Origin of the sequence: Pseudoxanthomonas mexicana, from assembly GCF_010093385.1 — a bacterium.
GTDB classification, from domain to species: Bacteria; Pseudomonadota; Gammaproteobacteria; order Xanthomonadales; family Xanthomonadaceae; genus Pseudoxanthomonas_A; species Pseudoxanthomonas_A mexicana.
Genome location: NZ_PDWV01000036.1, coordinates 17,944 through 42,204, shown reverse-complemented (window position 1 = coordinate 42,204; position 24,261 = coordinate 17,944). Strand labels below are relative to the sequence as shown.

General features: G+C 68.5%; 28 protein-coding genes and 3 pseudogenes. 26 read left to right on the top strand and 5 right to left on the bottom strand.

From position 1 onward, the window contains the following. The first annotated feature begins 2 nt into the window (after positions 1-2). The 20 genes from CSC76_RS13250 (at position 3) to CSC76_RS13160 (ending at position 16,216) form a co-directional block, all read left to right on the top strand. Complete coding sequence (locus tag CSC76_RS13250) at positions 3-989, top strand: KpsF/GutQ family sugar-phosphate isomerase (RefSeq protein WP_162110465.1); 987 nt, start codon at positions 3-5, stop codon at positions 987-989. Between the two features lie 60 nt (positions 990-1,049). Further along, on the top strand, positions 1,050-1,595 hold the full coding sequence (locus CSC76_RS13245; protein WP_162110464.1) for a KdsC family phosphatase: 546 nt from the start codon (positions 1,050-1,052) through the stop codon (positions 1,593-1,595). Beyond that, positions 1,592-2,155: an LPS export ABC transporter periplasmic protein LptC gene (lptC, locus tag CSC76_RS13240; RefSeq protein ID WP_162110463.1), complete on the top strand. Its 564-nt coding sequence runs from the start codon at positions 1,592-1,594 to the stop codon at positions 2,153-2,155. Before CSC76_RS13245 ends, lptC begins: the two co-directional genes overlap by 4 nt. Further along, on the top strand, positions 2,133-2,642 hold the full coding sequence (gene lptA / locus CSC76_RS13235) for a lipopolysaccharide transport periplasmic protein LptA (RefSeq protein ID WP_162110462.1): 510 nt from the start codon (positions 2,133-2,135) through the stop codon (positions 2,640-2,642). Before lptC ends, lptA begins: the two co-directional genes overlap by 23 nt. Further along, entirely contained in the window at positions 2,642-3,361 is a 720-nt protein-coding gene (gene lptB / locus CSC76_RS13230) for an LPS export ABC transporter ATP-binding protein (protein WP_162110461.1), read from the top strand. Before lptA ends, lptB begins: the two co-directional genes overlap by 1 nt. Before the next feature lie 45 nt (positions 3,362-3,406). Then, positions 3,407-4,873 carry an RNA polymerase factor sigma-54 gene (locus CSC76_RS13225; protein ID WP_162110460.1) on the top strand — a complete coding sequence of 489 codons (1,467 nt, stop codon included), beginning with the start codon at positions 3,407-3,409 and terminating at the stop codon, positions 4,871-4,873. Positions 4,874-5,136: 263 nt separating this feature from the next. Further along, on the top strand, positions 5,137-5,457 hold the full coding sequence (hpf, locus tag CSC76_RS13220) for a ribosome hibernation-promoting factor, HPF/YfiA family (protein ID WP_162110459.1): 321 nt from the start codon (positions 5,137-5,139) through the stop codon (positions 5,455-5,457). 178 nt (positions 5,458-5,635) lie between these two features. Beyond that, positions 5,636-6,586, top strand: a complete 951-nt coding sequence (gene hprK, locus CSC76_RS13215; protein ID WP_162110471.1) for an HPr(Ser) kinase/phosphatase — start codon at positions 5,636-5,638, stop codon at positions 6,584-6,586. After that, a complete protein-coding gene (gene rapZ / locus CSC76_RS13210) occupies positions 6,583-7,503 on the top strand; it encodes an RNase adapter RapZ (RefSeq protein WP_162110458.1) in 921 nt (306 codons plus the stop codon). The genes hprK and rapZ overlap by 4 nt, the downstream gene beginning before the upstream one ends. 166 nt (positions 7,504-7,669) lie before the next feature. Continuing rightward, on the top strand, positions 7,670-8,062 hold the full coding sequence (locus tag CSC76_RS13205; RefSeq protein WP_162110457.1) for a PTS sugar transporter subunit IIA: 393 nt from the start codon (positions 7,670-7,672) through the stop codon (positions 8,060-8,062). After that, positions 8,055-8,324 (top strand): HPr family phosphocarrier protein, encoded by a 270-nt coding sequence (locus tag CSC76_RS13200; RefSeq protein ID WP_162110456.1) that lies wholly within the window; start codon positions 8,055-8,057, stop codon positions 8,322-8,324. Before CSC76_RS13205 ends, CSC76_RS13200 begins: the two co-directional genes overlap by 8 nt. A 1-nt stretch (position 8,325) precedes the next feature. Further along, entirely contained in the window at positions 8,326-10,047 is a 1,722-nt protein-coding gene (gene ptsP, locus CSC76_RS13195; protein WP_162110455.1) for a phosphoenolpyruvate--protein phosphotransferase, read from the top strand. 215 nt (positions 10,048-10,262) lie between these two features. Beyond that, positions 10,263-11,624 (top strand): magnesium transporter, encoded by a 1,362-nt coding sequence (gene mgtE, locus CSC76_RS13190; RefSeq protein ID WP_162110454.1) that lies wholly within the window; start codon positions 10,263-10,265, stop codon positions 11,622-11,624. 48 nt (positions 11,625-11,672) lie between these two features. Beyond that, complete coding sequence (locus CSC76_RS13185; RefSeq protein ID WP_162110453.1) at positions 11,673-11,951, top strand: hypothetical protein; 279 nt, start codon at positions 11,673-11,675, stop codon at positions 11,949-11,951. A gap of 50 nt (positions 11,952-12,001) precedes the next feature. Further along, entirely contained in the window at positions 12,002-12,322 is a 321-nt protein-coding gene (locus tag CSC76_RS13180; RefSeq protein WP_162110452.1) for a DUF1294 domain-containing protein, read from the top strand. A 167-nt stretch (positions 12,323-12,489) separates the two neighbouring features. Beyond that, the gene (locus CSC76_RS19125; protein WP_238394973.1) at positions 12,490-12,918 is read left to right on the top strand and encodes a hypothetical protein; all 429 of its coding nucleotides are present in this window, start codon (positions 12,490-12,492) and stop codon (positions 12,916-12,918) included. 6 nt (positions 12,919-12,924) lie between these two features. Next, positions 12,925-13,341, top strand: a complete 417-nt coding sequence (locus CSC76_RS19120; RefSeq protein ID WP_238394974.1) for a hypothetical protein — start codon at positions 12,925-12,927, stop codon at positions 13,339-13,341. 86 nt (positions 13,342-13,427) lie between these two features. Further along, positions 13,428-14,231: a carboxylesterase family protein gene (locus CSC76_RS13170; RefSeq protein WP_238394972.1), complete on the top strand. Its 804-nt coding sequence runs from the start codon at positions 13,428-13,430 to the stop codon at positions 14,229-14,231. Between the two features lies 1 nt (position 14,232). After that, complete coding sequence (locus CSC76_RS13165; protein WP_162110451.1) at positions 14,233-14,511, top strand: hypothetical protein; 279 nt, start codon at positions 14,233-14,235, stop codon at positions 14,509-14,511. Between the two features lie 145 nt (positions 14,512-14,656). Continuing rightward, positions 14,657-16,216 (top strand): GGDEF domain-containing protein, encoded by a 1,560-nt coding sequence (locus tag CSC76_RS13160; protein ID WP_162110450.1) that lies wholly within the window; start codon positions 14,657-14,659, stop codon positions 16,214-16,216. 233 nt (positions 16,217-16,449) lie between these two features. Here the strand turns inward: CSC76_RS13160 and CSC76_RS13155 are convergent, their stop codons facing one another. The 3 genes and pseudogenes from CSC76_RS13155 to CSC76_RS13145 form a co-directional block, all read right to left on the bottom strand. Next, positions 16,450-17,394 (bottom strand): aspartate carbamoyltransferase catalytic subunit, encoded by a 945-nt coding sequence (locus CSC76_RS13155; RefSeq protein ID WP_162110449.1) that lies wholly within the window; start codon positions 17,392-17,394, stop codon positions 16,450-16,452. 20 nt (positions 17,395-17,414) lie between these two features. After that, on the bottom strand, positions 17,415-17,864 hold the full coding sequence (ruvX, locus tag CSC76_RS13150) for a Holliday junction resolvase RuvX (RefSeq protein WP_162110448.1): 450 nt from the start codon (positions 17,862-17,864) through the stop codon (positions 17,415-17,417). Between the two features lie 85 nt (positions 17,865-17,949). Further along, positions 17,950-18,513, bottom strand: a pseudogene (locus tag CSC76_RS13145) (YqgE/AlgH family protein); the annotation flags it as partial. A gap of 99 nt (positions 18,514-18,612) precedes the next feature. Between CSC76_RS13145 and CSC76_RS13140 the strand changes: the two are divergent. The 6 genes and pseudogenes from CSC76_RS13140 to CSC76_RS19340 form a co-directional block, all read left to right on the top strand. After that, on the top strand, positions 18,613-19,158 hold the full coding sequence (locus CSC76_RS13140; protein ID WP_162110447.1) for a DNA-3-methyladenine glycosylase I: 546 nt from the start codon (positions 18,613-18,615) through the stop codon (positions 19,156-19,158). Between the two features lie 95 nt (positions 19,159-19,253). Further along, positions 19,254-20,768, top strand: a complete 1,515-nt coding sequence (scpC, locus tag CSC76_RS13135) for a succinyl-CoA:acetate CoA-transferase ScpC (RefSeq protein WP_162110446.1) — start codon at positions 19,254-19,256, stop codon at positions 20,766-20,768. 183 nt (positions 20,769-20,951) lie between these two features. Further along, positions 20,952-21,464 (top strand): DUF2975 domain-containing protein, encoded by a 513-nt coding sequence (locus tag CSC76_RS13130; RefSeq protein WP_162110445.1) that lies wholly within the window; start codon positions 20,952-20,954, stop codon positions 21,462-21,464. A 1-nt stretch (position 21,465) separates the two neighbouring features. Further along, a complete protein-coding gene (locus CSC76_RS13125) occupies positions 21,466-21,687 on the top strand; it encodes a helix-turn-helix domain-containing protein (RefSeq protein ID WP_162110444.1) in 222 nt (73 codons plus the stop codon). Positions 21,688-21,742: 55 nt separating this feature from the next. Then, positions 21,743-22,690, top strand: a pseudogene (locus tag CSC76_RS19285) (alpha/beta hydrolase family protein); the annotation flags it as partial. Between the two features lie 86 nt (positions 22,691-22,776). Further along, a pseudogene (locus CSC76_RS19340) lies at positions 22,777-23,113 on the top strand (acetyl-CoA hydrolase/transferase C-terminal domain-containing protein); the annotation flags it as partial. Positions 23,114-23,233: 120 nt separating this feature from the next. Here CSC76_RS19340 and CSC76_RS13115 read toward each other — a convergent pair. After that, positions 23,234-23,599, bottom strand: coding sequence for a hypothetical protein (locus CSC76_RS13115; protein WP_162110443.1), 366 nt, complete (start codon positions 23,597-23,599; stop codon positions 23,234-23,236). Positions 23,600-23,730: 131 nt separating this feature from the next. Further along, positions 23,731-24,240, bottom strand: a complete 510-nt coding sequence (locus CSC76_RS13110) for a DUF6622 family protein (protein ID WP_162110442.1) — start codon at positions 24,238-24,240, stop codon at positions 23,731-23,733. Positions 24,241-24,261: the final 21 nt, after the last annotated feature.

Below are 24,261 nucleotides of genomic sequence, written 5' to 3'. Positions count from 1 at the left end.
CCCTGACCCCGTCCGTCTCGCCCGCCAGCCTGGCGGCCAGCGGCCGTCGGGTCATCGAGATCGAGGCGCGTGCGCTGGACGCGCTGGCGGCCCGCATCGACGGTTCGTTCTCGGCCGCCTGCCAGGCCATCCTCGCCGGCCGGGGCCGCGTGGTCTGCACCGGCATGGGCAAGTCCGGCCATGTCGCGCGCAAGATCGCGGCGACGCTGGCCTCGACGGGCACGCCCGCCTTCTACGTCCATCCGGGGGAAGCCGGCCACGGCGACCTGGGCATGATCACCGATGCGGACGTCGTGCTGGCGCTGTCGTACTCGGGCGAGTCGGACGAAGTGCTGATGCTGCTGCCGGTGCTCAAGCGCCAGGGCAATACCGTCATCGCCATGACCGGCCGACCGCAGTCCACGCTGGCGCGCGAAAGCGACCTCCACCTGGATGTCAGCGTCCCGGCCGAAGCGTGCCCGCTCGACCTGGCGCCCACCAGCAGCACCACCGCCTCGCTGGCGATGGGGGACGCGCTGGCCGTGGCGCTGCTGGACGCCCGCGGCTTCACCGCCGACGATTTCGCCCGCTCGCACCCCGCCGGCAGCCTTGGGCGCCGCCTGCTGCTGCACATCACCGACGTGATGCACGCCGGCGACGATGTGCCGCGCGTGGACGTGGGCGCGACCCTCAGCCAGGCCCTGGTCGAGATGAGCCGCAAGCGCCTTGGCATGACCGCCGTCGTCGATGCCGACGGTCGCCTGACCGGTCTTTTTACCGACGGCGACCTGCGCCGCACGCTGGACAATCCGGCGCTGGACGTGCGCACGGCGCGCATCGCCGACGTGATGACGCGTCAGCCGAAGACCATCGGCGCCGACCAACTGGCCGTCGAGGCCGCGCGCCTGATGGAAACACACAAGATCAGCGGCCTGATCGTGGTCGACGATGAACAGCGCCCCGTCGGCGCCCTCAACATTCACGACCTGTTGCGTGCCCGCGTGGTGTAACCGCGGGGCTTGCCGCCTCATGCCCTTGCCGTTCCTCCTTCCGCCACCCATCCTGTCCCCATGCCCCTGAGCCACCTCCACGACCTGACCGACGACGTGCTGGCCCGTGCCGCGCGCATCCGGCTGGCGTGCTTCGACGTGGACGGCACGCTCACCGACGGGCGCCTCTACCTGGACAGCGAAGGGCGCGAACAGAAGACCTTCCACGTGCAGGACGGCCAGGGTCTGGTGCTGCTGAAGCGCGCAGGCATCGAGGTGGCCTTCATCACCGCGCGTGGCGGCACCGTGGCGGTGGCGCGCGGCCGCGAGCTGGGGGTACAGGTGTTCACCGGCGTCAAGGACAAGCTGGCCAGGGTGCGCGAACTGGGCGCCGGCCTGGGCTTGGGCATGGAGCAGGTGGCCTTCATGGGCGACGACCTGCCGGATGTCCCCGCGTTCCGTGAAGTGGGGCTTGCGATCGCCCCTGCCGACGCCCATCCCTGGACGGCGCAATACGCGCACTGGCGCACGCGTCGGCATGGCGGCCAGGGCGCCGCTCGCGAGGCCTGCGATCTGCTGCTGGGGACGCAGGGCCACGCCCCCCTCTTCGAAGGCGGTACCGCATGAGCTGGCGCACCACGCTGGGCTTGGTACTGCTGCTGGCGGCCATCCTGAGCGGCTGGTCGGCCTGGAAGAACCGCGACGTGCCTGCGCCCGGCCGGGTCGTCGTCGACCGCTCCGACTACGTGATGCGCGATTTCGAGATGATCGCCCTCAACGATGACGGCCGGGAGGCGGTGGCCGTACGCGCGCCCCTGATGGAACGCAATCCCCAGGACCAGACCTACACCATCACCCCCCCGCTGTTCCTGCTGCCGGAAGAGGAGGGCCGCTCGTGGGAACTGCGCTCCAGGTCCGGCTGGCTCAGCGCCAAGGGCGAAGAACTGAGGCTGCAGGGCGATGTGCATGGCACGTCCCCCGCCGGCGGCGCGCGCAAGGCGGATTTCCGTACGCAGACGCTGAACGTCTTCCCCGACCGCGATCTGGCCATGACCGCCGACGTGGTGACGGTCACCCAGCCCGGCTCTAGACTCAGCGGGCGCGGTTTTGAGGCCAACCTCAAGACCAAGGACTACCAATTCAAATCCCAGGTGAGATCCATCTATGAACCGCGCTCTGCTCGCTAGTGCCGCGCTGCTGCTCCTGCTGCCCGTTGCGGACGTTGTGGCCAAGTCCTCCGACCGCCACCAGGCCATGACCATCGACTCCGGCAGCCAGTCCGGCAACATGGAAGGCAATGGCAAGACCGTGTTGGGCGGAGGCGTGGTGGTCACCCAGGGCACGCTGGAGATCCGCTCGGCGGCCGCCGAGATCTACATGGCCGACGGCGAGGTCTCGCGCTCGGTCTTCACCGGCAAACAGGTGAAGATGAAGCAGCAGATGGACGACGGCACCTGGATGGATGCGCAGGCCGACCGCGTCGAATACGACATGAAGACCGAGACCATCACCTTCATCGGCAACTACACGGTCAAGTCCGATCGCGGCTCGAACAGCGGCCAGCGCATGGTCTACAACACCAAGAGCGGCAACATGCAGAGCGGCGGCGACGGCACCCGCGTGCGCACCGTCATCCAGCCCAAGTCGGCGCAACCCGCGCAGGGCAAGAACTGATGTTGACCGCCAAGGGCCTGCGCAAGCGCTACAAGCAGCGCGAAGTCGTCGCCGACTTCGGCCTGACCCTGCAGCCGGGCGAAGTGGTCGGCCTGCTGGGCCCGAACGGCGCCGGCAAGACCACCTGCTTCTACATGATCGTCGGCCTGGTGGCCGCGGACGCCGGCACGATCGAGCTGGACGGCCAGGACATCACCGCCCAGCCCATGTACCAGCGCGCCAAGCTCGGTGTGGGTTACCTGCCGCAGGAACCCTCCGTGTTCCGCAAGCTCAGCGTGGCCGACAACATCCGCCTGGTGCTGGAACTGCGCGAGGACCTGGATGCGGCCGGCATCGACCGCGAACTGGCCTCGCTGCTGGACGAACTGCAGGTCACCCATGTCGCCGACCAGCTGGGTGCCAGCCTGTCCGGCGGCGAGCGCCGGCGCGTGGAGATCGCCCGTGCCCTGGCCGCCCGTCCACGCCTGATGCTGCTGGACGAGCCCTTCGCCGGCGTCGACCCGATCTCGGTGGGCGAAATCCAGCGCATCGTGAAACACCTCAAGGACCGCGGCATCGGTGTGCTGATCACCGACCACAACGTGCGCGAAACCTTGGGAATCTGCGACCGGGCGTATATCCTCAATGCCGGTAGCGTTCTGGCGCAGGGGGCCCCGGACGCGTTGCTGGCCAATCCGGACGTACGACGGGTCTATCTGGGCGAAACCTTCCGCCTGTGATCCCCGCCGGCGGCATTGGCCGCCTACGGGTTTCCAAGGTCGGGAATGAAGCCACGCCTGCAGACATCGCTGGGACAGCATCTGGTCATGACGCCGCAGCTGCGTCAGGCCATCCGGCTGCTGCAGATGTCCACCGCCGAACTCGAGATCGAGCTGACCGAGGCGGTGGAAACCAACCCCCTGCTGGATTGGAGCGAACCCGGCGAGGACGCGGGCCCGCCGCGCGGTGCCGACGACGCGCCCCCTCCGGGAGAAGATCCGCGTGACGAGCGCGCGCAGGCCCAGGACGAACAGGACCACGAACGGGTAGCCGCCGGAGAGCCCGACGACTGGTCGCCGGACGAAGGGCCTTGGACATCGTCCGGCGGCGGAGGCTCGTTCGACGACGACGACGGCGGCAGCCCCGCCGAGCGCGTGGCCGAAGCCGATACGCTGCACGGCCACCTGCTGTGGCAGCTGCACCTGTCGCACCTTTCCGCGCGCGACCGCCGCATCGGCGCCGCACTGATCGACGCGCTGGAAGACGACGGCTACCTGCGCGAACCCCTGTCCGGGATCGCCCAGACCCTGCGTCCGGAGATCGAAGCCGCGGAAGAAGACATCCTTGTCGTGCTGCACCAGGTGCAGCGCTTCGACCCCGTCGGCGTGGCCGCCCGCTCGCTGGGCGAGTGCCTGCAGCTGCAGTTGTCGGTGCTCGGCGACGACACGCCGGGCAAGGCGCTGGCGTTGACGATCGCCGAGACCGCACTGGAGCGCCTGCCGCGCAGTGGCGTGGCCGGCATCGCCCAGGAACTGAAGCGCCCCCTCGCCGAGGTGGAGGAGGCGGTGCACCTGTTGCGCACCCTGGACCCCAGGCCCGGCGCACAGATCGGCGACCTGTCGCACGATACCTACGTGGTGCCGGACTGCGTGGTGTGGCGCCAGCGCGGCGTGTGGCGCGCAGCACTGGCCGGCAACACCCTGCCGCGCATCACCATACACCGCGGCTACGAGCAGATGATCCGGCAGTGCGGCGACAGCGATGCCGGCTACCTGAGGGCGCAGCTGCAGGAAGCGCGCTGGCTGCTCAAGAGCGTCGAGGCGCGGGGCGAGACGCTGCTCAAGGTGATGCGCTGCCTGCTGCACCAGCAGGCCGGGTTCCTCGAGTTCGGCGAACAGGCGCTGCGTCCGCTCACGCTGCGCGATGTCGCCGAACAGGTCGGCCTGCACGAATCGACGGTCTCGCGCGCCATCGCGCGCAAGTACGTCAGGACGCCGCGAGGCACCCTGCCCATGCGCGCCTTCTTCGCGTCCGGCATCGACACCGACGGGGGCGGCGAAGCCTCCAGCACCGCCATCCAGGCGATGATCCGGCGCCTGGTCGAGAACGAGAACCCGCGCAAGCCGCTGTCCGATGCGAAGCTGGCCGACCTGCTGAAGGCGTCCGGCATCCCGGTGGCGCGGCGCACCGTGGCCAAGTACCGCGAGGCGCTGAACATCCTGTCTTCGCACGAACGCGTACGCATCGCCTGAGCCTCGCGCCGTTTCGCGAGACCAAGCGTGACCGCGTTCCACGCGCGCAGAACGTTTTCCTAACACCTAGACGCGACCGCCAAAAAGCGCATGCGTACGGGTTGATAGTTGCCGCGGACGGGTCCATCTTTGTCCTGCAGGCACCCGCCTGCCATCGCCACCGGCAATAAGGAGCACTACGGAACCCAGACCCCTGCCGCGTTGTCATTGCTGACACGCTTTCCGCGCCCCGTGCGCGGTTCTACCGACCGAAGGAGGCACACATGCGTATCGAGACTTACGGCCACGAAATCGAAGTCACTCCCGCCTTGCGTGAATACGTCGAGACCAAACTGAAGCGGCTGGAGCGCCACTTCGAACAACCCTTCGAAGTCCGTACGCAACTGGGTACCCGCAAGCCCGACTACCTGGCCGAAGCCACGGTCAACATCGCCGGCCGCACCCTGCATGCCGATGCCGGCGCGCAGACCATGTATGCCGCCATCGACATCCTCGCCGACAAGCTGGACCGCCTGCTGGTCAAGCACAAGGAAAAGCGTACCGACGTGCAGCGCGCAGGCGCGCGCAGCGAACTGATCGGCTGACCACCGCGCCGGGCGAGCCCCGGCAGGCCGCTCCGCACTGCGGGGCGGCCCCCACGTCCTGTCCCGACGCCGCGCGCGATCAGGCTCCGCGCGGTCGCGCGGTCGCGAACGGGCCATTACACTGGCATACGCCGCCTTCCGGGCCGGCATCTCCCTTTCCGCCGGCTGCTTCCGCATGATGAATACCAGCATCACCGCCCGTGAACTGTTCGACCAGCAGAAGGACAAGCTGGCCCTGCGCTGGCTGGCGGGACAGAAGGGCGACAAGCGCGTGCTGGAATCCGGTGACACCGTGTCGCGGCGCCCGTCGCTGGCCGGTTACCTCAATGCCGTCTACCCCAACAAGGTGCAGATCCTCGGCACCGAGGAACTGACCTGGCTCGACTCGCTGGATTCCCGCCAGCGCTGGGAAACCATCGAGAAGATCGTGCAGGCCAGGCCGCTGGCGCTGGTGATCAGCAAGAACCAGTCGTGCCCCGAGGACCTGCGCGAGGCCGCCAACGAGAACGACACGCCGCTGTGGGTGTCGCCCAAGCGCGGCCATGAACTGCTCAACCACCTCTCCTACCACCTCGCGCGCACGCTGGCGCCACGGGTGACGTTGCACGGCGTCTTCATGGAGATCTACTCCATCGGCGTGCTGATCACCGGCGAGGCCGGGTCCGGCAAGAGCGAACTGGCGCTGGAACTGCTGAGCCGCGGCCATCGGCTGGTCGCCGACGATGCGCCCGAGTTCACCCAGATCGCGCCGGACGTGCTGGACGGCACCTGCCCCGAACTGCTGCAGGACCTGCTGGAGGTGCGCGGCCTGGGCGTGCTTAACGTGCGCGAGATGTTCGGCGATACCGCGGTGAAGAAGAACAAGTACCTGCGCCTGATCGTTCACCTGACCCGGCCGATGACCGAACCCAACCCGCACGGTTACGAACGGCTGACCGGCGATTCGGGCACCCGCCACGTGCTGGACCTGGACGTGCCGCTGATCACCCTGCCGGTGATGCCCGGCCGCAACCTGGCCGTGCTGACCGAAGCCGCCACGCGGCTGCACATCCTGCGCACCAAGGGCATCGATCCGGCCGCGATGTTCATCGCACGCCACAGCAACCTGCTCGAGCGCAGCACGCCATGACCGATCCGGCCACCCCGCAGGTCGCAGACGAGGACAACGGCACGCCGCCTCCGCCCGCGCCCACGGTCGTCATCGTCAGCGGCCTGTCCGGATCGGGCAAGTCGGTGGCGCTGAAGACCTTCGAGGACCTGGACTACTACTGCGTCGACAACCTGCCGGTGGACCTGCTGCCCTCGTTCGTGCGCAGCCTGGTGCGCGAGGACGAACTGCCGCCCAAGATCGCCGTGGGCATCGACGTGCGCAGCCGCCACAACGACCTGTCCAAACTGGCGCAGTGGCGCGCGGCGCTGAGCCAGCTGGGGCTCGAAGGCCGGCTGGTCTTCTTCGACGCCAGCGACGAGGTATTGCTGCGGCGCTATTCCGACACCCGCCGGCGCCACCCGCTGGGGCATGGCGGGCTGTCGCTGCAGGAAGCCATCCGCCAGGAGCGCGCCATCATCGCGCCGCTGCGCGCGGAAGCCGACATCGTCATCGACACCTCCCAGCTCAACGTGCACCAGCTGCGGCGCCGGATCATCGCCGAGTTCGCCTTCAACAAGGGCACCCAGCTGTCGCTGCTGTTCGAATCCTTCGCCTACAAGCGCGGTGTCCCGGCCGACGCCGACTTCGTGTTCGACGCGCGGGTGCTGCCCAACCCGCACTGGAACCCGGAGCTGCGCCCCTACGCCGGCCGCGACCCGAAAGTGCGCGCGTTCCTCGACGCCCAACCGGAGGTCGCCGAGTACGTCGGCCAGGTCAGCGGCTTCCTGGACACCTGGCTGCCGCGCCTGCGCGGCGAGACCCGCAGTTACGTGACCATCGCCTTCGGCTGCACCGGTGGCAAGCACCGCTCGGTGTACCTGGCGGAAACACTGGCCCGGCACGCGCGCGACCAGGGCTGGGAAGAAGTCGCCACCTTCCACCCCGAACTGGATTGACCCCCGGTGTCGTGCAGCCGGGCTTGACCGGCTCACGATTCCCGACTCGGGCAGCAGAGCTGCCGAGCAAGCTCCGCTCCACGGGGCCTGGCAGGACGGCAGACCGTCCTTACCGTTCCACACACGCCGCTTCCAGCGCGTCATGCCGGTCTGTTAACGTTCCGGCATGGCCTGTGGCATTCTTCTTGTGACTCATCCCGGCGTGGGCGCGGCGATCCTGGCGGTCGCCAGCGCGATGCTGCGGCACCTGCCCCTCAAGGCGGAGGCCTTCGAGGTGCCGTTCGACGCCGACCTGGAGGCGCTGCTCCCGCAGGCGTCCGCCGCGCTGCGGCGCGTGGATGGCGGCGACGGCGTGCTGGTGCTGACCGACCTGTACGGCGCCAGCCCCAGCAACCTGGCGGGCCGGCTGGCCCGCCTGGGCACGCCGGTGCGGCGCGTCTCGGCACTGAGCCTGCCCATGCTGCTGCGGGTGATGAACTATTCGGAACAGGGACTGGACGAACTGCCGGCCATCGCCGCCGCCGGCGCACGCAATGGAGTCATTCACGACGATGCTTGAACGCGAACTCACCATCTCCAACCGCCTCGGACTGCACGCGCGCGCCACCGCCAAGCTGGTGCAGACGCTGTCCGGCTTCCGCTGCAATGCCACGCTGGCAGCCAAGGGCCGCGAGGTGAACGCGAAAAGCATCATGGGCGTCATGCTGTTGGCGGCCGGCCAGGGCACGCCGGTGACGGTCCGCATCGACGGCGAGGACGAAGCCGCCGCGATGCAGGAAGTCGTCTCGCTGTTCGAGCGACGATTCGACGAGGACGCGTGACTTGAGGGCCCTGCTGCCGGGGCACGGGGCGTCGCGCGGCAGCGCGCTGGGGCGCGCACGGGTCCGGTTGCCGCACGTCCTGGATGTAGCCGAGCAGCACATCCGCCAGGACCAGATCGATGACGAACTGGCCCGGTTGCACGAGGCGGTCGACGCCACCCGCCGCGAGATGCACAGCCTGCGCGCCCGCCTGCATGGGGCGCTGGCCCAGGAAGTCGGCGAGTTCCTCGACCTGCATGCGCTGCTGCTGGACGACCCGGAACTGCTGCACGGCCTGGACCAGCTGATCCGCGCCGGCCGCTACACCGCCGATTACGCCCTGAGGCTGCAACGCGACCGCCTGGCCGCCGTGTTCGACGGCATGGACGACGCCTACCTCAAGAGCCGCATGGACGACCTGGACCATGTGATCGGACGGATCCATGCGCACCTGCACCAACGTGCGACCGATACGCCCGGAGTCGCCGGCGAGGTCCTGGTCAGCGACAACGTGGCGCCCTCCGAACTGGCCGAGCTCCAGCAACAGGGCGTCGTCGCCGTGGTCACGGCCGCCGGCAGCGCGCTCTCGCACAGCGCCATCCTCGCGCGCAGCCTGCACCTGCCGCTGGTGGTGGGCAACGCGCAGGCCCTGCAGCGTATCAACGATGGCGACGTGCTGCTGGTGGACGGCAGTACCGGCGAAGTGGTGGTCAATCCCGACCCCGACGACCTGCGCCGCTACCGCGAGCGCCTGCGCGATGCGGCCCGCGAGCAGCGCGAACTCGGTCGCCTGCGCTCAAAACCCAGCCGCACCCGCGACGGCGTCGACGTGGCCCTGTGGGCCAATGCCGAGTCGCTGGAGGATGTGGCCAGGGCCCATGCCCTGGGCGCGACCGGCGTGGGGCTGTACCGCACCGAGTTCCTGTTCCTGCAGCGCCGCGAACTGCCGGGCGAGGACGAGCAGTTCCAGGTCTACCGCGACCTGGTGCTCGGCATGAGTGGGCGGCCGGTGACGATCCGCACCCTGGACCTGGGCGCGGACAAGGCCGACCGCACCGGACTGGCCATCGGCGACGAGGACAATCCCGCGCTGGGCGTGCGCGGCGTGCGCCTGGCGCTGGCGCACGTGGAGGTGTTCGACACCCAACTGCGCGCCATCCTGCGGGCCTCGGCCTACGGACCGGTGCGCATCCTGGTGCCGATGGTCAGCGGGCGCGAGGAACTGCTGGAAGTGCGTCGCCGCCTGCGTCGTGCGGGGCTGCAGCTGCGCAAGCAGGGCCACGAGATCGCCGGACATGTCGAACTGGGCGCGATGATCGAAGTGCCCGCCGCCGCGATCGCCTTCCACGGCTTCGTGGACGTGGTGGACTTCGTGTCGATCGGCACCAACGACCTGGTCCAGTACCTGCTGGCGGCGGACCGCAACAACGAGGCCCTGGGCGAACTCTATTCGCCGCTGCACCCCGGCGTGCTGCGCCTGCTCCGCCATGTGATCAGCATCGGCGCCGAGCACAAGGTACCGGTGGCGATGTGCGGCGAGATGGCCGGCGATGCAACCCTCGCGCCGATGCTGCTGGCACTGGGCTTGCGCGAGTTCAGCCTGCATCCGGCGACCCTGCTGGAACTGCGCAAGGCGATCCGCGACAGCGACCTGTCGGACCTTCAGTCCCGCGCGGCGAAACTGCTGCAGGCGCGCGACCGCGCCGGCATCGAGCGCTGGCTCCAGGCCGCGACCTCCATCTGACCCTCTCTGCAGAAGCGCCCCATGGGCGCGATGCTGTTGCTTCGGATCTCTTGCGAAAAGCATCGCGTCCATGGGCGCTCCTACAAACTCGCGGGATCTCGTACGGCGGCGTTACGGGGTGTCCATAACGCGCAGCCCGGGCGATAATGGCGACATGAACGCCTGATGCCCCGGTCGCATCCGCCTGACGGATCGGCCCCATTCCGGAGTACCGAATGGTCGAGACCATCCGCCACGACAAGACCGCACGCCAGTTGCGCCTGCTCTCCGACGCGCTCGACAGCGGTCGGCTGGGGCCCGTGCGCCGGCTGGTCAACACCTTGTCGCCCGCGGAGATCGGCAACCTGCTGGAATCGCTGCCGCCCGGCAAGCGCGAAGTCGTCTGGGGCCTGGTCGATCCGGAGGACGATGGCGAGGTGCTGGTGCACGTCGGCGACGAGGTGCGCGAAAGCCTGCTGGCGGACATGGACACCGACGAGATCGTCGCCGCGGTCGAAGACCTGGACATCGACGACCTCGCCGACCTGGTCGAGGACCTGCCCGATACCGTCATCGACGAAGTCCTCAAGTCGATGGACCGCGAGAACCGCGAACGCCTGGAGCAGGTGCTGTCGTACCCGGAAGACACCGCCGGCCGCCTGATGAACCCGGACGTGGTCACCGTGCGCGCCGACGTCAACGTCGACGTGGTGCTGCGCTACCTGCGCCTGCGCGGCGAACTGCCCGACCACACCGACCACCTGTACGTGGTCAGCCGCCGCCACCAGTACCTGGGCCGCGTGCCGCTGGCCGCGCTGGTGACCCACGAGGACACCACGCCCATCAACCGGCTGATCGACGACGAGCAGCCGGCCATCGATGTGGGCGAGAGCGCGCAGGAAGTCGCGCGCCAGTTCTCCGACCACGACTGGGTGTCCGCGCCCGTGGTGGACGACAACAACATCCTGCTCGGCCGCATCACCATCGACGACGTGGTGGACATCATCCGCGAGCAGGCCGAGCACCAGGCGCTGGGCGCCGCCGGCCTGGACGAGGACGAGGACCTGTTCTCGCCGGTCAAGCGCGCCGTGCGCGGCCGCGTGGTGTGGCTGGGCATCAACCTGTTCACCGCGTTCATGGCGGCCAGCGTGATCGGCCAGTTCGAAGTGACACTGGAAAAGATCGTCGCCCTCGCCGTGCTGATGCCCATCGTCGCCGGCATCGGCGGCAATGCGGCGGTGCAGGTGCTGACGCTGATGGTGCGCGGCCTGGCGCTGGGCCAGGTGGGCGCGAGCAATGCGCGCATCCTGCTGTGGAAGGAACTGCGCGTGGCACTGATCAACGGCGTGCTGATCGGCGGCATCGTGGGTGTGATTGCGTTCGTCTGGTTCCGCAGTCCCATGCTGTCGCTGGTGATCGCGATGGCGCTGGTGCTGAACTTCTGCGCCGCCGCCACCGCCGGCGTGCTGCTGCCGCTGCTGCTCAAGCGCATGAACATCGACCCCGCCGTCGCCGGCACCGTCGTGGTCACCGCGGTGACCGACGTGATGGGCTTCTTCTGCTTCCTGGGTCTGGCGACGCTGATCCTGCTGCACTGACCGCTGCACTTCACCTCTGTCCACCGCGATTCAAGGAAGACTTCGCCCATGCAACTGAACCTGCACCTGATCCTGATCTGCAGCGCCATCTTCCTGCTGCTCACCGGCTGGGTCTGGCTGCTTCGCAACGCATTCCGTACTCATGTGTTGTGGGGCTTCGCCGGACTTTTCATGCCACCCACCCTGATCCTGTTCGGATTGCTCCATCTGCGGGGAAGCAGGACCGCCCTGCTGACCTATGTAGCCGGGATGATCGTGTTGGGGTTCGGATTGGCGCGACCGATCACGGTCCACCTCCCGACCGAGCCCTACTCGCTTTCGTCTTGAGACACCGGCGCGCGCGCAATTCCGCATCTCCAGTGGGGGGCGCAGCGGCGATGATCGCCTATGGGTTGTTCCTCTCCTGGGCCTTCCGCACTGAGCGACTCCCGCTGCAAGCGGTATTCGTGCCGCTGGTCCTGTCGGTGATCACCTTCGTTGTCTATGCGCTGGACAAGCATGCGGCGCAGACCGGTCGCTGGCGCACGCCCGAGTCCACCCTGCACCTGCTGGAGCTCGCCGGCGGCTGGCCCGGCGCCTGGATCGCGCAGCAGACGCTGCGGCACAAATCGCGCAAGCCCGGCTACCGCGCCGTGTTCTGGATGATGGTCGTACTGCATGCCGCCGCGTTGGTCGCCTGGTGCTGGATGAGGGCATGAGCTCCACGAAGCAGGCTACTTCCGTTTCCCTGGCATGCCCGCGCAGAGCGTGTCGTCCCGAATGACCGCTGCATGCGGTGCTTTCCTACAGATCGCCGCGATGTGCGCCGATCCCGTCCATTGACGTGGCGCACGACGCTGGGGCCTCCTCGGTCCGGTCCGCCGCCATGCGCCTGCTCCTCACCGCCCTGCTATGCCTGCTGGCCTGGCCCGCGCTGTCGGCACCCCCACCGGATCCGATGCTGGCCACCTCGTATCACGGCAACGTGGCCGTGGCGGACTTCCTGATCAGCGAAAAACTGGATGGCGTGCGCGCCCGCTGGGATGGCCGCTCGCTATGGACGCGCGGCGGCGCGCGGATCGCGGCGCCGGCTGCGTTCACACGTGGGTGGCCGACCGACCCCATGGACGGCGAACTGTGGATCGCGCGTGGCCGCTTCGATGAGGTCAGCGCCACCGTCAGGCGCGTGCGAGCCGACCCGCAGGCGTGGCGATACGTGCGTTTCATGGCCTTCGACCTGCCGGCAAATCCACGGCCTTTCGCGGAACGGGTCGTGCGCATGCGTGCCTTGATTGCGGGCGCCGACAACCCGTAGTTGGCGATGATCCCGCAGCGACGCTTCGGGACGGCCGCCGAAGTGGACGCCGAGCTGACGCGCGTGGTCGCCGCCGGGGGCGAGGGTTTGATGCTGCATCGACGCAGCGCTCGCTACCGCCCCGGACGCAGCGAGGATCTCCTCAAGTACAAGCCACAGCAGGATGCGGAGGCACAGGTGGTCGCGCACCTGCCGGGCAAGGGCAAGTACCAGGGCATGATGGGCGCATTGCAGGTACGCACGCCGGAGGGACGCAGCTTCCGCATCGGCACCGGTTTCACCGATGCGCAGCGGGCCGCGCCACCGCCGCTGGGCGCGTGGGTGACCTACCGCTACACGGGTATCACCTCGACCGGCCTGCCGCGTTTCGCCCGCTTCGTCCGCCTGCGTGACGACATGCCTCCGCCCGACCCGGAACGCTGACACACGCATGCCTTGTGTCCGCATCGGCGCTGCGCCGTGCCCCTCGGGTTATGCTGCCGATCGTCGACCCCCTGACCTTTATCGCCATGCGCCTTCTCGCCACCGCCTGCCTGGGCCTGCTGCTGATCCTGATGACCGCCTGCACCACGCCGCCCCCGATGAATCCGACCGGCGAGTTCGTCTCGCGCGAAGTCGTGCTCGAAGGCAAGACCTATCGTTACCAGGTGTTCGTGCCCGCCGCGCGTTTTCGCAGTGGCAAGCCACCGGTCGTGCTGTTCCTCAATGGGTCCGGCGAACGCGGCAGCGATGGCGTGAAGCAGACGATGGCGGGTCTGGGTCCGTACCTGCGACAGCATGCCGACACCTTCCCCGGGCTGGTCGTGTTTCCACAGGCGCCGGAAGACACCGAATGGACGCAGACCGCCGGCCCGATCGCCTTCGCCACGCTGGATGCCGCGCTGCGCGAATTCGATGGCGATCCGGACCGCGTGTCGCTGACCGGCATGTCGATGGGCGGCTATGGCACATGGGAACTGGCGCTGCAGCAGCCGACCCGCTTCGCCGCGCTGGTGCCGGTGTGCGGCGGCATCACCGTGGACTGGGGTCGCGACCGTTCCAGCATGAACGTGCACAGCGTCGCGGCGGCTGCCGATCCCTTCGCCGCCGCCGCGCAACGCCTGAAGGATGTGCCGGTGTGGATCTTCCACGGCGGCAAGGACGACGTGGTGCCGCCGTCCCAGTCGCGCCGCATGGACGCCGCACTGAAGGCCGCCGGCGCACGCGACGCGCGCTACACCGAGTTCCCCGATGCCAACCACAACAGCTGGGACGCCACCTACGCCTACGCCCCGATGTGGGACTGGCTGTTCGCCCAGCGTCGGGGCCGCTGACGTGGCGGAGCTGGTCGCCGACTACTTCACCGCCGGCTGGCGCGACCGGACGCTGTCGTGCCCCTGCGGCTGGCAGGGCGACAGCCGCGCCATGGCCATGGAACTGCACGACGCGGTCACCGACTACGCCTGCAGCCAGTGCGGCAACCTGTTGCTGATCGTGTCCCATCCGACGCTGGAGCAGGTCCGCGCCGCCGCCGGCGCCGGTCACGACGAGGCCCTGGCCCACCTGGCCATCATCGAGGAAGCCCTCGTCCGCTTTCCTCCCGCCACCGGCTGACCCGGCGCCGACAGCGGGACGCGCTGCGTCACGCTTCCGGCGACCGGACGGACCACGTTCCCTCAACCCGCGCCGCCTGCGGCCGATAACCCGGCATCCCCTGGTGGCCGGTGGGCACCCGCCCATGGCCGTGCGAGCGACTGAAATGGCTGACGTGGCCGACGACAACTCCGGAATTTCTGGCAGCCTGCGCCGGTTTTGGTCGCGTCGGCACGGGGCCGCCGCGTCGACCTCGCGCGAACTCGCCACGACGGGCGGCGCCCGGTCGCGGCCGGCGATCAGCAGCGTGCAGCTGCAGGCCCTGTTCGCGCACGCGGAGGAACCGGGCCTGCTGCTGGCCGCCTTCGCGGACGGTGTAGCCGGCCTGCCGGGCGAGCTCCAGGGCATGGGCGAGCGCCTGCAGTCCGCGCATGCCGACGCCGACTGGCCCCGCTATGGCCGCGCCCTGCGGCAACTGATCGACAAATACATCCGCACGATCCAGGACGAGCCGTTGTCCGGCGAGGCCGAGCAGCTGCGCGACCTGCTGCATCACGTGCTGGCCGGCGGCATCGAACACCTGCTGCGCGACGACGCCACCCTGCTGCCGCAGGCCCATGCGCTGACCGACCGCGTGCGCCAGTGGCAGCCCACGCAGCCGCTGGACGAGCTGGGCGCCGACATGAAGGAACTGTGCCGCCTCGTCGGCCTGCGCACGCACGAGGTGAACGATGCGCAGGAACTGATGCGCAGCCTGTTCGACCTGCTGCTGGAGAACGTGGGTGAGCTGATCGAGGATGGCAGCTGGCTGCAGGACCAGATCGGCGCGGTGCGGCAGCTGCTGGCCGGCCCCCTGGACCGCACCGCGCTGGAACAGACCCGCGCCGGCCTGCGCGAAGTGATCTACAAGCAGGGCCTGCTGAAGCAGGGCCTGGCCGAATCCAAGGCTTCGATGAAGGAGATGATGGTGACCTTCGTGGAGCGGCTGGACGGCATGGCCAGCAGCACCGGCGAGTTCCACGACCGCATCAGCTTCCATGCACAGGCCATCCGCGACAGCCGCAGCATCGCCGAGCTGGGCAAGCGGATGGAGGACATCCTGGACGACACCGCGCAGGTGCAGGCGCAGGCCCTGCGCGCGCGCGACAGCCTGCTGGACGCGCGGCGCGAGGTGGAAGCCGCCGAACGGCGCGTCGCCAGCCTGGAGGAAGAACTGCAGTCGGTCTCGGCGCTGGTGCGCGTGGACCAGCTGACGGAAGCGCTGAACCGGCGCGGCTTCGACGAGCTGTTCAAGCGCGAATCGGTGCGTGCGTTGCGCAGCGGCCAGACCCTCAGCCTGGCGCTGCTGGACCTGGACGACTTCCGCCACATCAACGCCGCGCATGGCCATCTGGGTGGCGACGCCGCACTGTGCCACGTCGTGGCCATGGCACGCGCCACCCTGCGCGCCAGCGACGCCGTCGCGCGCTTCGGCGGCGAGGAGTTCGTGCTGCTGCTGCCGGACACCAGTTTCCTGGAGGCGACCGGCACGCTGGAACGCCTGCGCGCGCGCCTGGCCCATTCGCCGCTGGTGCATGAGGGACGGGGCATCCTGGTGACTTTCAGTGCCGGCGTGGCGCGCTGGCTGCCGGGCGAATCGCAGGACGAGCTGCTGGCGCGCGCCGACCGGGCCATGTACCAGGCCAAGCAGGCCGGCAAGAACCGGGTGGTGGCAGTAGAGAGGTGAGCATCGCGCGGGGAGGCGCACGGGCAGGCGTGGATTGCCGCTTCGCCCTCGGCCCCGGCATCGTCATTCCGGCGGCTCCAGACAGCCGAATGACGGGTAAAGCCGGAACCCAAGGACTTCATTGGCAGCATCAAAGGCGCTGGGTCCCGGCTTTCGCCGGGATGACGGCGGCTTCCCTGGCGCACGCGGGAGTGCGCGGCCGGATCGCGAAAAACGACCGCGAATCCCTGGGCTCAGCCCAGCAGCATCTCCAGCACCGCCATGCGGATGGCGACGCCATTGCTCACCTGGCGCAGCACTAGCGACTGCGGACCGTCGGCCACCTCGTCGGTGATCTCCACGCCGCGGTTGATCGGACCCGGGTGCAGCACCACCGCATCCTTCGCGGCCCGCTTAAGGCGTGCGGCCGTCAGGCCATAGTCGCGGTGATACGCCTCCAGCGACGCGATCAGCCCTTCTTCCATGCGCTCGCGCTGCAGGCGCAGCATCATCACCACGTCGACGCCGTCGAGCATCGCGTCGAAGTCCTGTCCGATCTCGCAGCCCGACAGCGTGCCGTCGTCGGGCAGCAGCGACTGCGGCCCGCACACGCGGATCACGCCCGCGCCCAGGGTGCGCAGCGCATGCAGGTCCGAGCGCGCCACGCGCGAGTGCTTCACGTCGCCGACCATCAGGATCTTCAGCCGCGAGAAGTCCGCGCCCTTGGCCTGGCGGATGGTCATCATGTCCAGCAGGCCCTGCGTCGGGTGCGCGCTGCGGCCATCGCCGGCGTTGACCAGCGCGGTGCCCTCGCCCGCTTCGGCCGCCAGCGCGGCGACCGCACCGTCCTCGGCGTGGCGGACGATGAAGCCGCGCACGCCCATCGCCTCCAGGTTGCGCAGCGTGTCGCGCGCCGTCTCGCCCTTGCGCGTGGACGAGGTGGACGCGTCGAAGTTCAGCACGTCCGCACCCAGCCGCTGCGCGGCGATGTGGAACGAGCTGCGGGTGCGCGTGGACGGCTCGAAGAACAGCGTGCACACGGTGGTGCCGTCCAGCACCTGCCGCCGTGGCGTGCGGCCCAGCGCCGCGTCGCGGATCTGGCCGGCGCGGTCGATCAGGCGGCAAAGGGTCTCGCGCGGCAGGCCGTCGAGGGTCAGCAGGTGGCGCAGGCGTCCATCGGAATCGAGTTGTGGGGTCATGGAGTGAGTTCGGGGAAGAGTCAGGTCAACTGGGTCGCGTCCTGCGGTGCGGCCAGCCAGCGTTCGATGATGACGGCGGCCGCCACGGCATCCAGCGCGACGGCATCGCGACGGCGCTTGCGCCCTTCCGCGCGATCCAGGGCGAAGCGTTGCGCCGCCTCGACCGAGCTTGTGCGCTCATCCACCAGCACCACCGGCAGGTGGTAACGCGCGCGCAGTTCGCGGGCGAAGGCGTGGGCGCGCTTGCGGATCGGCTGGTCGCCGCCGTCCAGCGTCATCGGGTCGCCCACCACCAGGCCGTCGGGCTTCCATTCGGCATGCAGCCTGTCGATGGCGGGCCAGTCCGGCCCATGGCCGTGCACGTCGACGACGGCCAGTGCGCGTGCGCCGGTACCGAACGCGCTGCCCACGGCCACGCCGATGCGGCGGGCGCCCACGTCGAATCCCAGTACGGTGCCGTCCAGCTTCATGCCTGCTGCCCCCGCCCGATCCCGTGCGCGCCATCTTCCGCCGACGGCCGTGGAGACCACGTCGGCGGGCCGCGGCGCGCGCCCATGCGTGGCCGCTGTAGTCCGTCAGGCGGGTCATGTCCACGCCGATCCGCTGGCCGGCGGCCTGCCAGCGCTGTTCCAGCGGCAGCGCGAACAGCAGCTCGGCGTCGGCCGGCGCCGTCAGCCAGCTGTTCTCGCCCAGTTCGTACTCCAACTGGCCGGCGCCCCAGCCGGCACAGCCCAGCGCCACCACGGCATGCGCGGGGCCGTCGCCTGCGGCCATCGCCTCCAGGATGTCGCGCGAGGTGGTCAGGAACAGGCCGTCGGCGACTTCCAGCGTGGACTCCCACGCGCGCGCACTGTCGTGCAGCACGAAGCCGCGCTCCGGATGCACCGGACCGCCGGCCAGTACCACCTGGTCGTCCAGGCGCGGATCCTGCGAAGCCAGGTTCATCTGCCGCAGCACTTCGCCCAGCGTGTACTCCGACGCGCGGTTGACGATCACGCCCATGGCGCCGTCGTCGTCGTGCTGGCAGATCAGGGTGACGCTGCGCGCGAAGTTGGGATCGGACAGCGCCGGCGAGGCGATCAGCAGCTGGTTGGCCAAGGGGGTGGCGGCGTCTTGCATGCCACCATTCTAGCCCGTGCCCGCGCAGCCCGCGCCGGTGAGGACACACGCTATCCGCAACCGGCCCTAGAATCGCGCGACTTCCCATCGGCACGCCCCATGTCTGGCTATTGCGACATCGCCCCCGGCCATCCGCTGCATGGCCCCTACCACGACCACGAGTACGGCTTCCCGCAGCGCGAGGAGGCGGTCCTGTTCGAACGCCTGCTGCTGGAGATCAACCAGGCCGGCCTGAGCTGGGAAACCATGCTGCGCAAGCGCGACGGGTTCCGCGCCGCCTACAGCGGTTTCGATGTGGACCGCGTGGCCCGCTATGGCGAACGCGCCCGCGCCCGCCTGCTGGCCGACCCCGGCATCATCCGCAACCGCCTGAAGGTGGAGGCGGCCATCCACAATGCCCGGGTCATCCAGCAACTGCGCGACACCCACGGCGGCTTCGCGGCCTGGCTGGACGCGCACCATCCGCTGCCGAAGGCGGAGTGGGTGAAACTGTTCAAGAAGACCTTCCGCTTTACCGGGGGCGAGATCACCGGCGAGTTCCTGATGAGCCTGGGCTATCTGCCCGGCGCGCACCGCCAGGACTGCCCGGCCTACCGCCGCGCCGCGAAGCAGCGCCCGCCGTGGATGGACGCCGCCGGGCATTGATCCGGCGCAAATCGCGGGCTGCCACGAAGGTCGTATCCTGCGACACCGTCGCCGCGCGCGATAATTGCCGTTTCGTTTTCCGGAAGCCCCCTGCCATGCAAGAAGACCGAATCCGCCATGCCGGCCTGCGCGACCGCGTGGTCGATGCCGACCACGCCGCCGCCCTGATCCAGCCCGGCGAGACGGTGGCCATGAGCGGCTTCACCGGTTCAGGCTATCCGAAGGCGGTGCCGCTGGCGCTGGCCGCGCGCATCGAGCAGGCGCACGCCGCGGGCCAGTCGTTCCAGATCAAGCTGATGACCGGTGCCTCCACCGCGCCGGAACTGGATGGCGCCCTGGCCAAGGCCGACGCCATCGCCCTGCGCATGCCGTTCCAGAGCGATCCGGACGCACGCAAGCGCATCAACGACGGCACGCTGGACTACATCGACATCCACCTGAGCCACGTGGCGCAGCACGTGTGGTTCGGCTTCTACGGCCCCATCGATACCGCGGTGGTGGAAGTTTCGGCGATCCGCGAGGACGGCACGCTGGTGCCCTCCACGTCGATCGGCAACAACAAGACCTGGCTGGACCTGGCCAGCAAGGTCATCGTGGAGGTCAACGACTGGCAGCCCGCCGGCATGGAAGGCATGCACGACATCTACTACGGCACCGCGCTGCCGCCGCACCGCAAGCCGATCCCGATGGAGCACGTGCACGACCGCATCGGCGACACCACCCTGCGCTGCGATCCAGACAAGATCGTCGCCGTGGTGCGCACGCATGGGCCGGACCGCAACAGCCCGTTCACGCCCATCGATGCCACCAGCGAACGCATCGCCGGCCACCTGATCGAATTCCTGAAGCACGAAGTCGCCCTTGGCCGCCTGCCGCCTACCCTGCTGCCGTTGCAGTCCGGCGTGGGCAACATCCCCAATGCCGTGCTGGCGGGACTGGCCAAGAGCGGGTTCCGCGGCCTGACCGCATTCACCGAGGGCATCCAGGACGGCATGCTCGACCTGCTGCGCGAAGGCGTGCTCGACGTCGCCTCCTGCACCGGCTTCGCATTGAGCCCGGCCGCCAACGAGGCGTTCAAGCGCGACATCGCCTTCTACCGCGAGCGCATCATCATGCGCACGCAGGAAATGTCGAACCATCCCGAACTGGTGCGCCGGCTCGGCTGCATCGGCATGAACGGCATGATCGAGGCCGACCTGTACGGCAACGTCAACTCCACCCACGTGATGGGCAGCCGTATCCAGAACGGCATCGGCGGCTCGGGCGACTTCGCCCGCAACGGCTTCATGTCGGTGTTCCTCAGCCCCAGCACCGCCAAGGGCGGCAGCATCTCGGCGCTGGTGCCGATGGTCAGCCATGTGGACCACACCGAGCACGACGTGTCGGTGATCGTCACCGAACAGGGCCTGGCCGACCTGCGCGGCCTGACGCCCAAGCAGCGCGCGCACACGCTGATCGCCAACTGCGTCCATCCCGACTATCGCGATGCGTTGCAGGACTACTTCGACCGCGCCCTGCAGCACAGCTACGGCAAGCACACCCCGCACCTGCTGCCGGAGGCGCTGTCGTGGCACCAGCGGTGGCTGGACACCGGCAGCATGCAGGGCTGATCGCTTCAGCGCCTGGCCACCCGCACAGGCGGGAGGACGCGATGAACCTGCCGCATCGCACGCATCCTCACATCACCCAGTGACTCCGGCAGGCGTAGCCCCATCGCGGCGTGACTTCCAGCATATTTATTGTTTTTCGATACGTGGCGTATCGTTTAACAACATATCCACTGGAGATCGCCGATGAGCCGCATGCCCGCCCGAGCCCTTGCCGCCGCCCGCCCCCTGATCCTCGGGTTGACCGTGATCAACCTCGGCTACGCGGCCATCATCATCAGCCTGCTGTGCGCCAGCTTCTTCGTCGAGGGCTGGCCCTGGAAGCCGCTGGGGTTCGATCTGGCCACGATGTCCCCGCAGGCGCCGCTGGGCCTGCGCGCCATCATGGTCATCGGCATCGTTTGCGCCGTGATCGTGCATACGATCCTGCGACGCCTGCTGGCGATCGTCGACACGGTGCGCGGCGGCGATGCCTTCGTTGCCTCGAATGCGCAGCGACTGAGTGCGATCGCCTGGAGCGTGCTGACGATCGAGCTGATGCGGCTGGCGGTGCTGGCGATCTCGGGGGCGGCGGCGCTTCCGGGGAAGATGACCGGCCTGTCGCCGACCCCCTGGCTCGCGGTACTGCTGCTGTTCGTGCTGTCCGGCGTGTTCGCGCACGGCGCGCGCATGCGCACCGATCTGGAAGGAACGGTCTGACATGGCCATCGTCGTACGCCTGGACGAGCTCCTGCATGCGCGCCGCATGACCTTGACCGAACTTGCGGCGCGCGTCGACATCACCCTGGCCAACCTGTCGATCCTGAAAACCGGCAAGGCGAAGGCGATCCGCTTCTCGACCCTGGAGGCGATCTGCGCGGCGCTGGACTGCCAGCCCGGCGACCTGCTGGCCTTCGATCCCGCGCTCGCCGCGGAAGATTGACCTCGCGCGGCCGCCTCACGCGGCCCCGCCCACTCCCCCTCAAGAGACCGCAAGCATGCTCCGCACGCTGATCATCGTGCTCGCCCTGACGTGGGCGCACGCCGCGCCCGCCCACGCTGAAGCACCCACCGCGCCGTCGGCCTTCCTGTCGAAGACCGATTGTTTCCAGACCACACCCGACTACGAAAGCTGGGTGGCGTCCATCGTGCAGCGCACGGGTGCCGCGCCCGTATCGAAGGCGCAGCTGGAAACCCTGGTGCCCGCCCGAATGTTCGCATTCGCGCGCGCGGCGTTCGACTGTCACGTCATCACGTACGACAGCGGCGGACACACCGTTTCCGGGTATGTGGTACGACCCAAAGGCGACGACGCCGACCGGCTGCCGCTGCTGGTCTACAACCGGGGCGGCAACGGCGGGTTCGGCAGGCTCGACGCGCTGCAGCTGTTCCAGACGTTGCTGCCGCTGGCGAAGGCCGGCCATGTGGTGGTCGCCAGTCAGTACCGCGATGCGGACGAGTTCGGCGGCAGGGACGTGGACGACGTCATGCGCCTGATCGACCTGTCGCGGACGCTGCCCGGTACCGATGGCGACCGCGTCTTCCTGCTCGGCCAGAGCCGTGGCGCCATGATGAGCTACCTGGTCGCACGCCGCCGCAGCGACATCACGGCGATGGCGACGATCGCCGGCGCCACCGATCTCGGCGCAGGCCTGGCCTGGCGCCCGGAGATGGAACGCGTCTACCGTGCACGCATTCCCGGCTATGCCGACGACAAGCCGGCAGCGCTGCGGGAGCGCTCTGCGCTTCGTTGGGCGGAACACCTGCCGGCTGGCATGCCGGTACTGCTGTTGCACGGCGAAGCCGATGACCGGGTGAGCGTGGAAGACTCCCGCGCCATGGCCGCCCGCCTGCGGCAGCTCGACCGTCCGCACAGGCTGGTCGTCTACCCCGGCGACGACCACAGCCTCCGACAGAACCGGCGCGCCGCCCATGCCGAGATCGTGGCCTGGTTCAGGAGTGCAGGCACGGCGGCGGCAGAGGCGTCGGGATCGCGCAGCTCCCCGCCTGCCGTCAGGCGTTCCGCGGAGCAGCCTGCCACGGCTTCATGTCTGTGTTCCAGCCCCAGCACCGCCAAGGGCGGCAGCATCTCGGCGCTGGTGCCCATGGTCAGCCATGTGGACCATACCGAGCACGACGTGTCGGTGATCGTCACCGAACAGGGCCTGGCCGACCTGCGCGGCCTGACGCCCAAGCAGCGCGCGCGCACGCTGATCGCCAACTGTGTCCATCCCGACTATCGCGACGCGTTGCAGGAATACTTCGACCGTGCCCTGCATCACAGCTACGGCAAGCACGCTTCGCACCTGCTGCCGGAGGCGCTGTCATGGCACCAGCGGTGGTTGGAGACGGGGACGATGAAGGGTTAAGCGGCTTCAAGCGTTCGCTATCTGCATAGGTTGGGGTGAACGAAGTGAACCCCAACGTCGCATGCCGTCCGCGAACGGGACGTAAGGATTCGCAGGCTCGCGTCACTCTATGGCCCTGGCCTAATCCGCAGCTTGGAATATCAGCAACACCATAACAACGATCATTGCTAGAAACGACGACCCTGCGTACCAAGCTGCCAGAACTGGGCTTCTACCTTGGCCACCTTCACAGGCACGCTCACCTTGCAAGAAAACATACAGAGCATTGGCGACAAAGACGATAGCCCCGACCACCAGATGGCTAACTTTCCCTTCAAACAGAGGCGCCTCGTCAAGGTACATGACCAAAAAATTCAGCGTCATAAGATTGATGACTTGGACGCCCGACATCAGCATCCAGGCTGAAAATACGTTCGGCTCCCCTTCTACATCAGTCTTGGACGTCAAGAAGTAGAAGCTGCGGAAGAGCGCATCAATAATGAACATGTCAGCGATCGGCTCCAGAAACTATGCAAGATTTTCCACTCGTAGTACCCGCAATAGATTCATGAGCGTCGACGATGCCCGTTGTAGGTTAACAGGCTGGGGGTCGCCGACTCACGCCGACCCGTTCGCCCTCAGGCGTTCCGCTCCACCAGCCGCTGCGACTTCATCACCGCCAGCACCCGCAGCGCGCGGGCCATGAACATTCCGCTGAAGAGCCCGTACGTACCGGCGACCACAACGACTGCGGTCGTCGTCCCGAATACGTCCGGGTTAGTGGCATGGATCACGGCCACCGCGTACCGGAAGAAGAAGATGCCCATCATCAGCGCCAGCGGCATCCAGCTGCCGGGCACCGTGAACTGCGCCGTCGACGCGTCGTAGGCAACACGACGCGACGGCACCCACGCCAGGCCGATGACCACCACGGCGACCCATGCGCAGGCCCAGGCGGCCAACGCGGTGAGGTGGGCGTCGAACGTCGACCAGACCGAGTACAGCGACCAGGCCAGCATGGCGAGTGGCAGCACGATGAGGCGGCCGCGCGAGACCTGGCGCGTCCTGCTCTGCAGGTAACCCAGGTAGACCAGACCGAAGAACAGGCCGAAGACCCAGAGGGGCGTGTGAGTGAGGATCTGCGTCATGGGGCAAGGGTCCGGGAGGCG

Bases quoted from the DNA above. Each gene is read 5' to 3' on its own strand.
- CSC76_RS13245 (WP_162110464.1), top strand. From the start codon at position 1,050: ATGCCCCTGAGCCACCTCCACGACCTGACCGACGACGTGCTGGCCCGT.
- lptC (WP_162110463.1), top strand. From the start codon at position 1,592: ATGAGCTGGCGCACCACGCTGGGCTTGGTACTGCTGCTGGCGGCCATC.
- lptA (WP_162110462.1), top strand. From the start codon at position 2,133: ATGAACCGCGCTCTGCTCGCTAGTGCCGCGCTGCTGCTCCTGCTGCCC.
- lptB (WP_162110461.1), top strand. From the start codon at position 2,642: ATGTTGACCGCCAAGGGCCTGCGCAAGCGCTACAAGCAGCGCGAAGTC.
- CSC76_RS13225 (WP_162110460.1), top strand. From the start codon at position 3,407: ATGAAGCCACGCCTGCAGACATCGCTGGGACAGCATCTGGTCATGACG.
- hpf (WP_162110459.1), top strand. From the start codon at position 5,137: ATGCGTATCGAGACTTACGGCCACGAAATCGAAGTCACTCCCGCCTTG.
- hprK (WP_162110471.1), top strand. From the start codon at position 5,636: ATGAATACCAGCATCACCGCCCGTGAACTGTTCGACCAGCAGAAGGAC.
- rapZ (WP_162110458.1), top strand. From the start codon at position 6,583: ATGACCGATCCGGCCACCCCGCAGGTCGCAGACGAGGACAACGGCACG.
- CSC76_RS13205 (WP_162110457.1), top strand. From the start codon at position 7,670: ATGGCCTGTGGCATTCTTCTTGTGACTCATCCCGGCGTGGGCGCGGCG.
- CSC76_RS13200 (WP_162110456.1), top strand. From the start codon at position 8,055: ATGCTTGAACGCGAACTCACCATCTCCAACCGCCTCGGACTGCACGCG.
- mgtE (WP_162110454.1), top strand. From the start codon at position 10,263: ATGGTCGAGACCATCCGCCACGACAAGACCGCACGCCAGTTGCGCCTG.
- CSC76_RS13185 (WP_162110453.1), top strand. From the start codon at position 11,673: ATGCAACTGAACCTGCACCTGATCCTGATCTGCAGCGCCATCTTCCTG.
- CSC76_RS13180 (WP_162110452.1), top strand. From the start codon at position 12,002: ATGATCGCCTATGGGTTGTTCCTCTCCTGGGCCTTCCGCACTGAGCGA.
- CSC76_RS19125 (WP_238394973.1), top strand. From the start codon at position 12,490: ATGCGCCTGCTCCTCACCGCCCTGCTATGCCTGCTGGCCTGGCCCGCG.
- CSC76_RS19120 (WP_238394974.1), top strand. From the start codon at position 12,925: ATGATCCCGCAGCGACGCTTCGGGACGGCCGCCGAAGTGGACGCCGAG.
- CSC76_RS13170 (WP_238394972.1), top strand. From the start codon at position 13,428: ATGCGCCTTCTCGCCACCGCCTGCCTGGGCCTGCTGCTGATCCTGATG.
- CSC76_RS13160 (WP_162110450.1), top strand. From the start codon at position 14,657: ATGGCTGACGTGGCCGACGACAACTCCGGAATTTCTGGCAGCCTGCGC.
- CSC76_RS13155 (WP_162110449.1), bottom strand. From the start codon at position 17,394: ATGACCCCACAACTCGATTCCGATGGACGCCTGCGCCACCTGCTGACC.
- ruvX (WP_162110448.1), bottom strand. From the start codon at position 17,864: ATGAAGCTGGACGGCACCGTACTGGGATTCGACGTGGGCGCCCGCCGC.
- CSC76_RS13140 (WP_162110447.1), top strand. From the start codon at position 18,613: ATGTCTGGCTATTGCGACATCGCCCCCGGCCATCCGCTGCATGGCCCC.
- scpC (WP_162110446.1), top strand. From the start codon at position 19,254: ATGCAAGAAGACCGAATCCGCCATGCCGGCCTGCGCGACCGCGTGGTC.
- CSC76_RS13130 (WP_162110445.1), top strand. From the start codon at position 20,952: ATGAGCCGCATGCCCGCCCGAGCCCTTGCCGCCGCCCGCCCCCTGATC.
- CSC76_RS13125 (WP_162110444.1), top strand. From the start codon at position 21,466: ATGGCCATCGTCGTACGCCTGGACGAGCTCCTGCATGCGCGCCGCATG.
- CSC76_RS13115 (WP_162110443.1), bottom strand. From the start codon at position 23,599: ATGTTCATTATTGATGCGCTCTTCCGCAGCTTCTACTTCTTGACGTCC.
- CSC76_RS13110 (WP_162110442.1), bottom strand. From the start codon at position 24,240: ATGACGCAGATCCTCACTCACACGCCCCTCTGGGTCTTCGGCCTGTTC.